The organism is Binatus sp. (SeqCode) (assembly GCF_036522015.1).
Taxonomy (GTDB): Bacteria; Desulfobacterota; Binatia; order Binatales; family Binataceae; genus Binatus.
The window spans coordinates 1-9331 of the sequence record NZ_DATDGQ010000192.1 but is presented as its reverse complement, the minus strand read 5'-3'; the positions used below and the strand labels follow the sequence as shown (position 1 = coordinate 9331).

Annotated in this window: 12 protein-coding genes; 11 read left to right on the top strand and 1 reads right to left on the bottom strand. The window is 59.7% G+C overall.

Going from position 1 to position 9331, the window contains the following annotated elements:
• A partial coding sequence (locus VIW95_RS08185; RefSeq protein WP_331585243.1) for a pyridoxamine 5'-phosphate oxidase family protein occupies positions 1–509 on the bottom strand: 509 nt, incomplete at its 3' end.
• Between the two features lie 63 nt (positions 510–572).
• On the opposite strand from VIW95_RS08185, the gene VIW95_RS08180 reads away from it, so the two are divergent.
• The 11 genes from VIW95_RS08180 to tsf all read left to right on the top strand — a co-directional run.
• The gene (locus VIW95_RS08180) at positions 573–1055 is read left to right on the top strand and encodes a MarR family winged helix-turn-helix transcriptional regulator (protein ID WP_331585241.1); all 483 of its coding nucleotides are present in this window, start codon (positions 573–575) and stop codon (positions 1053–1055) included.
• 60 nt (positions 1056–1115) lie between these two features.
• The gene (leuC, locus tag VIW95_RS08175) at positions 1116–2522 is read left to right on the top strand and encodes a 3-isopropylmalate dehydratase large subunit (protein WP_331585239.1); all 1407 of its coding nucleotides are present in this window, start codon (positions 1116–1118) and stop codon (positions 2520–2522) included.
• Positions 2523–2682: 160 nt separating this feature from the next.
• Positions 2683–3288, top strand: coding sequence for a 3-isopropylmalate dehydratase small subunit (gene leuD / locus VIW95_RS08170; protein WP_331585237.1), 606 nt, complete (start codon positions 2683–2685; stop codon positions 3286–3288).
• Positions 3289–3297: 9 nt separating this feature from the next.
• Positions 3298–3528: a hypothetical protein gene (locus VIW95_RS08165; protein ID WP_331585235.1), complete on the top strand. Its 231-nt coding sequence runs from the start codon at positions 3298–3300 to the stop codon at positions 3526–3528.
• A gap of 74 nt (positions 3529–3602) precedes the next feature.
• Positions 3603–4565 carry an RluA family pseudouridine synthase gene (locus VIW95_RS08160; protein WP_349259306.1) on the top strand — a complete coding sequence of 321 codons (963 nt, stop codon included), beginning with the start codon at positions 3603–3605 and terminating at the stop codon, positions 4563–4565.
• Positions 4566–4614: 49 nt separating this feature from the next.
• A complete protein-coding gene (locus VIW95_RS08155) occupies positions 4615–4863 on the top strand; it encodes a FitA-like ribbon-helix-helix domain-containing protein (protein ID WP_331585231.1) in 249 nt (82 codons plus the stop codon).
• Positions 4864–5053: 190 nt separating this feature from the next.
• Positions 5054–5386 carry a DMT family protein gene (locus VIW95_RS08150; protein WP_331585229.1) on the top strand — a complete coding sequence of 111 codons (333 nt, stop codon included), beginning with the start codon at positions 5054–5056 and terminating at the stop codon, positions 5384–5386.
• Positions 5387–5709: 323 nt separating this feature from the next.
• A complete protein-coding gene (rho, locus tag VIW95_RS08145; RefSeq protein WP_331585226.1) occupies positions 5710–7101 on the top strand; it encodes a transcription termination factor Rho in 1392 nt (463 codons plus the stop codon).
• Positions 7102–7197: 96 nt separating this feature from the next.
• The gene (locus VIW95_RS08140) at positions 7198–7524 is read left to right on the top strand and encodes a hypothetical protein (protein WP_331585224.1); all 327 of its coding nucleotides are present in this window, start codon (positions 7198–7200) and stop codon (positions 7522–7524) included.
• Between the two features lie 443 nt (positions 7525–7967).
• Positions 7968–8750 (top strand): 30S ribosomal protein S2, encoded by a 783-nt coding sequence (gene rpsB / locus VIW95_RS08135; RefSeq protein WP_349259305.1) that lies wholly within the window; start codon positions 7968–7970, stop codon positions 8748–8750.
• A 104-nt stretch (positions 8751–8854) separates the two neighbouring features.
• Positions 8855–9331 (top strand): translation elongation factor Ts (tsf, locus tag VIW95_RS08130; RefSeq protein ID WP_331585220.1); only part of this gene is annotated, 477 nt, incomplete at its 3' end.

The window sequence follows — 9331 nt, the reverse complement described above, 5'->3', positions numbered from 1 at the left end:
CTGCGCAGGTTTTTTTTCTGCCAGTATTCCTCTTTCGCCTGCTCTCCTTTTTTGATCCAGTACTTTTCGAGCGTGTCGCGCTCCGCCATCGCGCGCATCCGCGGCACCGCGTAGCCGCATGAGGTCATCGCGGATTCGACGCGAATCTCCATCACCTGCCGCGTACCGGGAAGCTTCGGGAAGTTGGCGACGAGTCCGGGCCAGCGCTCGTCACTCGGTTGAATTACTGCGCCACGGCCATAGATGCGCGCGATTTCGGCATTACTGGCAAACGAGCAGAACATTATCGTGATGCGCCCGTCGCTACGGAGATGCGCGGCGGTTTCGTTGCCGCTGCCGGTGAGATCCAGGTAGGCGACGCGCTTTTCATCCAGCACGCGGAAGGTGTCCATGCCCTTGGGCGACAAGTTGATGCGAGCGCCCGGCGCGGCGGTCGCAACGAAGAAGACCGGTTGCGCGCAGATGAATTTCGTCAGTTCCGGAGTGAGCTGGTCGAAGAATTCGGACATCGTCTTATCCTGCGCGAATCGTTGCTTGCAAAGATTGATTAACTATAGTTAATATCTTGCCTGATGCAAGCAGTTGGACGACAACCGAACGACCCGATCTTCCGCGCGATCGAGGCGATGACCGCGCTGGCCGAAATTTTCGGACGAAGGCGCGAAGTGCTGGCGCGCGATGCGGGTATCACGATCGAGCAGTGGCGGGTGCTCGAGGAAATCTCGACCGAGCACTTCATCCCGTCGATGTTCGCGCGCAGCCGCGACAGCTCGGCAGCGGCGGTCTCGAAAATATTGCGCCAACTGCTCGACGCAGGACTGGTCTCAGCTGCGATTGGACGCGCCGACCGCAGGAACCGGAGTTACAAGTTGACCGCCAGGGGAACGCGCGCCCTCGCGGAGCTGCGCGCATCACGGCAGGCGGCGATCGAAGCGATCTGGACCGGGTTTTCGCGCGGCGAGCTGGCCGCGTTCAGCACGTTCGCAATCAAGCTATCGGATCGAATCGAACACTATTCGCGCGCGAAGAATGGCCGTCGCACGGCGGCGGTTTGATGAATCGAAGTTTCGCAATAAAGTTGTAGCGCCGCCGGCGCGGCGGAAGTTGAGAAGGCAATGGCCGCAAAAACCTTATTTCAGAAAATTTGGGATGAACATGTCGTCCGCGAAAAGCAGCATGAGCCTTCCCTGCTCTACATCGATTTGCACCTGGTGCATGAAGTCACGTCGCCGCAGGCGTTCGAGGGCCTGCGCCATTCGGGGCGCAATGTTCGCGCGCCGCATCGGACCTATGCGACGCAGGATCACAACGTGCCGACCACGGATCGCAGCAAGCCGATCACCGATCCGGATTCGAAGCTGCAGATCGAGACACTGCGGAGCAACTGCACGGAGTTTGGACTGCGGCTGTTCGATATAGGCTCGCGCGAGCAGGGCATCGTGCACGTCATCGGTCCGGAGCTCGGGCTTACGCAGCCGGGCATGACGATCGTTTGCGGCGACAGCCATACTGCGACGCACGGCGCCTTCGGTGCGCTGGCATTCGGCATCGGCACCAGCGAAGTCGAGCACGTGCTGGCGACGCAATGCCTGTGGGAAGAGCGTCCGCAAACGTTTGAGATTCGCGTCGATGGAAAACTCGGCATCGGAGTCGGCGCGAAGGATTTAATTCTCGGCATCATCGGCAGGATCAAGACCAACGGCGCGACCGGGCACGTGATCGAGTACCGCGGCGCTGCGGTCGAGGCGCTCTCGATGGAAGAGCGGATGACGGTTTGCAACATGTCGATCGAAGGCGGCGCGCGCGCCGGGATGGTCGCGGCGGACAAGACCACGGTCGAGTATCTGCGCGGGCGCAGGTACATCCCGACTGGCAAGGAGTTCGACACGCTCGCAGCCCGGTGGCTCGAATGCCGCAGCGACAATGGCGCGAAATTCGATCGCAGCGTGGTGTTCGACGCGGCGACCATCGCGCCGCAGGTGACGTGGGGCACGAATCCCGGGATGGTCACGGACGTGCGCGGCAGCGTGCCGAATCCCGCCGAGATTGGCGACAAGGAACAGCGCGAGACGGTCGAGCGGGCGCTCACTTACATGGCGCTACGGCCGGGAACGAAAATCGAGGACATCAAAATAGATCGGGTGTTTATCGGATCGTGCACCAACTCGCGGCTGAGCGACCTCAAGTCGGCCGCCGGTATCGTCAAGGGCCACAAAGTCGCTTCAACGGTGCACGCGATGGTTGTGCCCGGCTCGCAGGAAGTGAAAGCCGAGGCGGAGAGTCTCGGTCTCGATAGAATTTTCACGGAAGCCGGCTTCGAGTGGCGCGAATCAGGATGCAGCATGTGCCTGGCGATGAATCCCGACGTGCTGCAGCCGGGCGAGCGATGCGCCAGCACGTCGAATCGCAACTTCGAGGGCCGTCAGGGCAAGGGCGGACGGACGCACCTGGTGAGTCCCGCGATGGCGGCGGCGGCGGCGATCGCCGGGCATTTCGTCGACGTGCGGGAGTGGCAGAAGTGAAGAGATACACTTTATTTAACGTGAAACCCGCGTTGGGTTTCACCCTTCCTTCGGCAGGAGTGACCCCTGCACCCAGTCTCAAGAGAAAGATGCGGGACGGAGTTTACCCTGAGTACTCGTAGGGTCCCTGTTAGAACTTTTCAAAGTCGGAGAGGTCGCGATGCAGAAGTTTAAAAATTTCACCGGAATGGTTGCGCCGCTTGATCGCGCCAATGTCGATACTGATCAGATCATTCCGAAGCAGTTTCTCAAGGCTGTGGTGCGGACCGGGCTTAAGGCCGGGTTGTTTATTGATTGGCGGCGTAATCCGGATGGCAGCGAGAACAAGGATTTCGTGCTGAACAAGCCCCGCTACCAAGGCGCATCGATTTTAGTGGCGCGCAATAATTTCGGATGCGGCAGCTCGCGCGAGCATGCGGTGTGGGCGCTCGATGATGCTGGTTTTCGCGCGGCGATCGCGCCGGAGTTCGCCGACATCTTCCACAACAACTGCATGAAGAACGGCTTTCTGCCGGTAACGCTGACGGCCGACGAGGTCGAGCACATTTTTCGCGCGGCGGGCGACTACGAGGCGTACCGGCTCACGATCGATCTCGAAAAGCAGACGGTGTCTGATGATTTCGGATGGACCGCGCATTTCGAGATCGAGCCGCATCAGAAAAAGTGCCTGCTCGAAGGCCTCGACGACATCGCGCTGACGCTCGCGCACGAAGACCGAATCCTCGCGTACGAAAAGGCGCATCCACTCCCGCATCATTTCGAGTAGAGCCGTGAAATGAAAACATTCCTCTCGATGACAATCGTCGCGCTGTTCTCGACAGCGCTGGCCGGATGCTGGTTTTATTCGAGGCCCGACTCGACGGCGGCGGGGTGTCAGAAGACGACCTACGGCGTCGTGACCGCGACGAGCACATCCGAGAACTGCCCTCCCGACGCGAGCGCTCCACCGTCGTCGGCGAATGTGCCGCCGGGCCCGCCGCCGATACCCAGGCCTGGAATGCTGTGATTTCCGCCTCGATGCGGCAAATCCCGCTTGTGATTCTTCCGACGACAATCAGCGCGGGCGCCGAGCACGATCGCATGCGGCTCGACGTCTTCGTGTCGATGCGCCTTGCGCCGGAATACTCGCGCTCGCAAGTGGCGCGGATGATCAAGGCGGGACTGGTGACGGTCAACGGCGCGGGCGCGCGCGCGTCGAGCGGAGTTCGAACGGGGGATCGCGTTGACGTCGCAGCGATTCCCGCCGGAGCGCTGAGCGATCCTTCGCTCTACAAGGAAGGCGACGCGCCGGAGATTTCGGTAATTTTCGACGACGACGAAATAATCGTCGTGAACAAGCCCGCAGGAATGACAGTGCATCCGGCGCCCGGGCATCCCAATGGCACGCTGGTGGACGCCCTCCTCGCGCGATTTCCCGAGCTGGCCGCGATGGCCGAGCCAGACGGCGTGCTACGGCCGGGAATTGTGCATCGCCTCGACAAAGACACCTCAGGCGTGATGGTCGTGGCGCGGACGCCGTTTTCGCGCACCGCGCTTTCGCGGCAATTCAAGGATCGCACCGTCAAAAAAACCTATCTTGCGATCGTCAAGGGCAAAGTCGCGCGCGACCGGCTGACGATTGAGCGGCCGGTCGGGCGGCATCCGATCGAGCGCAAGCGGATGTCGGTGCGATCGAATGCGCCGCGCGACGCCGTCAGCCACGTCACAGTGCTGGCGCGATTCGATCCCGCGGATGCCGATGAAAAGGGAACCTCATTGGTTCGAGTGAAGCCTGACACTGGCAGGATGCATCAGATTCGCGTGCATCTCGCGTCGATTGGGCATCCGTGTCTTGGCGATCCATTATATGGCGGCAAGGCGGGCGGCGGTGGATTTTTTCATCGGCAGGCGCTGCACGCGCTGGCGCTGTCTTTGACACATCCGCGAACCGGCGAGCGGCTCGAATTCGTCGCACCTCTACCGATGGATTTCGTAGAATTTCTCGCGCAGAAATTATTCACCGCGGATGCGCGCGAGCTTCGCCGCTGGATTGAGCTCAGTTGAACGTTGAGGTAGGCGCCTCTGATATCGTGATATCAGGCGGCGAATTCCAATGGCGCAACTGATTGTCAGAAATCTCGAAGAGGACGTAAAGGCTCGACTCCAACAGCAGGCGAGTCGCCATGGCCAGAGCATGGAGGAAGAAGTACGCAACATTCTTCGTGACGCCGTGAGGACCGAGGAACGCGCCTCCGCTCCATTAGGCACCCGAGTGCGGGATCGCTTCGCGCGCATCGGCTTGGACGAAGAGATCCCGGAACTTCGTGGGCATAAGGCGAGGCGCGTGGTCTTTCGCAGGTGATCGTTCTCGACAAGGTTTGCGGTGCTGATGCAAGGCCAGACTGATCGCTACTTGGACCGCCCGCCACTTCGTGGAACTTGGCATCGAGCTGGTCGATCCTTGGGCGCGCCGATAGGGCGAACCCGAACTGAGCTCGACGCGCCGCGGATGACTATGGACGAGCATTCATGGTTCGCTAAAAATAGCGGGCATGCTAACCGTTGCATTGCTCTTCTGCTCGAACACCTTCATGACGATTGCCTGGTACGGTCATCTGCGCTTCAGAGATCGGCCGCTGCTGCTGGTGATCGTAGTGAGCTGGCTGATCGCGTTTTTGGAATATTGCTTCCAGGTTCCGGCAAATCGAATCGGCTACGGAGAATTCACGGCTTACCAGCTCAAGATCATCCAGGAGATCGTGACGCTCATAGTTTTCGTGGTCTTCGCTTTTTTTTATTTGGGAGAAGTGCCGCGCTGGAACTATGTAGGATCGTTCGTATGCATACTCGGCGCAGTAGCGTTCGCGTTCTGGGGAAAAGTTTAGGATATTGGAACTCACGCGACCTGAGCCCCGTTGACATCGTGGCATTGCGCGGGTAGCGTTTTAGTAGAGCTTCCGCGCTGAGGACGCTGAGACGGGTTGGGTGGTGAGATAAAACCCGTTTCCCTGCGGTCCGTAATTCCGAACTTGAACTCAAGGCGTCACTTGTTCCGAATCCCGACCGCTTGAGCACCCGAAAATCTATAATGGTATCTCCCGTTGTGGGGGTCCATTCGAACAAACGTTCATAACCTGCGATACGCGCGCATAAGCGGCGGACAATTGCAGCATCAAAGATGATGGAGTCCAGGTTGCGGGGAAGGCATATGGGCAAGGGCAGACACGTTGCGAAGAGCGAAGAGGGTCGCTTTGACGACCCGCGCTCGACCAACGGCACACCGCGGCAGGTAAATCTCGACAGCAATCCGAACCTTCCGCCGCCGGCGCCGGTGATCAGCGAAGAAGGGGTGCTCAACCTCAAGTCGCTCAAGCGCGCGAAGATTACCGAGCTGGCGCAGATCGCGCGCGACTTCAACGTCGAAGGCGCGACCAACATGCGCAAGCAGGAGATGATTTTCGCCGTCCTGCAGGCGCAGGCCGCCAAGAACGGCTCGATCCTCGGCGAGGGCGTGCTGGAAATCCTGCCCGACGGCTTCGGCTTCCTGCGCGCGCCTGACTACAACTACCTGCCCGGCCCCGACGACATTTATATTTCGCCGAGCCAGATTCGAAAGTTCAATCTGCGCACCGGCGACGTGGTTTCCGGCCTGATTCGCCCACCGAAAGAAGGCGAGCGCTATTTCGCGCTGCTCAAGGTCGAGTCCATCAACTACGAGGATCCCGAAAAGGCGCGCGACAAAATTCTGTTCGACAACCTCACGCCGCTCTATCCAGAGGAGCGCATCAAGCTCGAATACAATCACGAGGACCTGACCACCCGCATCATCGATCTGGTCGCGCCCATCGGCAAAGGCCAGCGCGGACTAATCGTCGCCGCCCCGTTTACTGGCAAAACGATGATGCTGCAGGCAATGGCCAAGGCAATCGCGCACAACCATCCCGAGATCGTGCTGATCGTGCTGCTGGTCGACGAGCGGCCCGAGGAAGTCACAGACATGCTGCGCTCGGTGCAGGGCGAGGTCGTCAGCTCGACTTTCGACGAGCCTGCGACGCGTCACGTGCAGGTGGCCGAGATGGTAATCGAAAAGGCGCGGCGGCTGGTCGAGCATGGACGCGACGTGGTGATCCTGCTCGATTCGATCACGCGGCTGGCGCGCGCCTACAACACCGTGGTGCCGCCGTCGGGCAAGATCCTCTCAGGCGGCGTCGATTCCAACGCGCTGCACAAGCCCAAGAAGTTTTTCGGCGCCGCGCGCAACACCGAAGACGGCGGCAGCCTGACAATTATCGCCACCGCGCTCGTCGATACCGGCAGCCGCATGGACGAGGTCATTTTCGAAGAGTTCAAGGGTACCGGCAATCAGCAGATCGCGCTCGACCGTCGGCTGCTCGAAAAGCGCATCTTCCCGACGATCGATATCCAGCGCTCCACGACGCGCAAGGAAGAGCTGCTGTTACCGCGCGCCACGCTCAATCGCGTGTGGATTCTGCGCAAGTTGCTGACCCAGCTAAACGCGGTCGAAGCGATGGAATTCTTGATCGACAAGATGGACAAGACCAAGACCAACGAAGAATTCCTCGAATCGATGAACGCGTAACGGCGGCTTTTCCTCTCTCCTGAAGGGAGAGGGGTCAGGGGTGGGCTTTCCAGCCACTCGATGACTTTTTGCCGCTAAGTCGGTATAACTTGCCGCGTGAGAAACCTGAATAGCCGCCACCTCGCGGCGCTTGCACTCGTGGGTTGGTATCTGATGATGCCGCCCGATTCAGCCAGGATCCCTCATGATGTCGATTCCGACACGCCGATTTCGCGCTGGATTGTCGTCACCAGTTTCGACACCGAGGACATTTGCGAGAAGGCGCTGACTGACCTTCAGAACAACCAGCAGGATCCGGTCACACTCGACAAGACCGGCAAACTCAAGCGCCTCCAGAAAAATGATGCCGCTCTGGGAAAGGCGCGCGCGGTCAACGCCGCCTGCCTCGCCAGCGACGATATCCGCCTGAAGGGCAAGAAGTAGCGGCGACTCCCGCTTCACTATGAATCCCCGTCACGCTCCGCGCTCGCGCTTGTGTGCTGGTATCTGATGACGCCGCCCTGTCGTACGGTAAGTCTTTGGCATAGCGGCGAGACGGCAGGGGGCAGTTGCATTAATGAATCTCAGGCTCCACTCCGGCAGTGGACACGAGTGCCGGACAGGCAGGAGTTCGAACATAAAACGGATTGCGAACGCGCGATTTCTAATGACTGCCATAGCGAAAGTGAATTGTGCTTTGCTGAGTGTATCGCGTCCGACGATCCGCGCCTCAAATCAAATTAAGGCACTGACGATTTCAAATTCAGACAGTCAAGGCCAAATTAAGACAGTACCCACCAGAATCGCGCACTTTCCTACGACCGCACACCCTGATATTACTTACAGATTGCCCCGCTCACGGGGCCAAGAGGCAAGGACTAAATTCTATGACTGAAATCAGTATGAAGCAGCTCCTGGAGGCCGGCGTTCATTTCGGCCATCAGACCAGCCGCTGGAACCCGAAGATGAAGCAGTACATCTTCGGCGCCCGCAACGGTATCTACATTATCGATCTTCAGCAGACCGTGAAGATGTTTCGCGCGACCTTCGACTTCGCGCGCGACCTCGCGGCGGCGGGCGGCACGATGCTGTTCGTCGGCACCAAGAAGCAGGCCCAGGATATCGTCAAGGAAGAAGCCGAGCGCTGCGGCATGTACTACGTCAACAACCGCTGGCTCGGCGGGATGCTGACCAACTTCCAGACTATTCGCGCGTCGATCGACCGGCTGCGCAAGCTCGAAGAAACGATGGCCGACCCCGAGATGATCAAGGCGCTCACCAAGAAAGAGATGAGCGACAACGGTCGCGACCATGAAAAGCTGATGAACACGCTCGCCGGGATCAAGAACATGCGCAAACTCCCGGACGCGCTGTGGGTGATCGACACCAAGAAGGAAGATATCGCCGTCGCGGAAGCGAACCGTCTCGGCATTCCCGTTGCCGCGGTGGTCGATACGAATTGCGACCCTGATTTGATCGCGTATCGAATCCCGGGCAACGACGACGCCATTCGCGCGATCAAGTTGTTCACGGCCGCCGTCGCCGACGCGATTCTCGAAGGCAAGCAGATCGCCGAGGAACGCGCCAAGGGGCAGCAGGACATTCGCTCGGACGCCGGCGCGTCGGCAGACGCGGGAGCCTCGACGCCCGATTCGCCAAGCGCGGTCTAATCGACAGATTCGATTCTTCGGATCGCAAAACAGAGTCAGTTAATCGTGGCCGTTGCTTGCAGTAGAGCGACCGGCCCAGAATACTACTCAACTCAGGAATTGTGATGGAATTAAACGCAAACCAGGTTAAGGAACTGCGCGATAAAACCGGCGCCGGCATCATGGATTGCAAGCGCGCGCTGTCGGAGGCGGCCGGCGATCTCGAGAAGGCCATCGTGTGGCTGCGCGAGAAGGGAATCGCCGCGGCAGCCGGCCGCGCCGGCCGGGTCGCGTCGGAGGGAACCGTCGGTTCGTATATTCATGCAGGCGGCAAGATTGGCGTTTTGATCGAGGTCAATTGCGAGACCGATTTCTGCGCCAAGTCGGAAGCGTTCCAGGCGCTGGTCAAGGAGCTCGCGCTTCAGGTCGTGGCGTCCAATCCACGCGTCGTCAAGCGCGAGGAGTTGTCGCCCGCTGTTGTCGAGCAGGAGCGCCAGATCTATGCGGCGCAGGCCGAGGGCAAGCCCGCGGCGGTCGTGGCAAAAATTGTCGACGGCAAAATCGAGAAATTTTACAAGGAAGCCTGCCTGCTCGAGCAGGCC

Coding starts and splice junctions, on each gene's coding strand:
- rpsB (WP_349259305.1), top strand. CDS start 7,968: ATGACTGAAATCAGTATGAAGCAGCTCCTGGAGGCCGGCGTTCATTTC.
- VIW95_RS08160 (WP_349259306.1), top strand. CDS start 3,603: ATGCGGCTCGACGTCTTCGTGTCGATGCGCCTTGCGCCGGAATACTCG.
- leuC (WP_331585239.1), top strand. CDS start 1,116: ATGGCCGCAAAAACCTTATTTCAGAAAATTTGGGATGAACATGTCGTC.
- VIW95_RS08150 (WP_331585229.1), top strand. CDS start 5,054: ATGCTAACCGTTGCATTGCTCTTCTGCTCGAACACCTTCATGACGATT.
- leuD (WP_331585237.1), top strand. CDS start 2,683: ATGCAGAAGTTTAAAAATTTCACCGGAATGGTTGCGCCGCTTGATCGC.
- VIW95_RS08180 (WP_331585241.1), top strand. CDS start 573: ATGCAAGCAGTTGGACGACAACCGAACGACCCGATCTTCCGCGCGATC.
- VIW95_RS08155 (WP_331585231.1), top strand. CDS start 4,615: ATGGCGCAACTGATTGTCAGAAATCTCGAAGAGGACGTAAAGGCTCGA.
- rho (WP_331585226.1), top strand. CDS start 5,710: ATGGGCAAGGGCAGACACGTTGCGAAGAGCGAAGAGGGTCGCTTTGAC.
- VIW95_RS08165 (WP_331585235.1), top strand. CDS start 3,298: ATGAAAACATTCCTCTCGATGACAATCGTCGCGCTGTTCTCGACAGCG.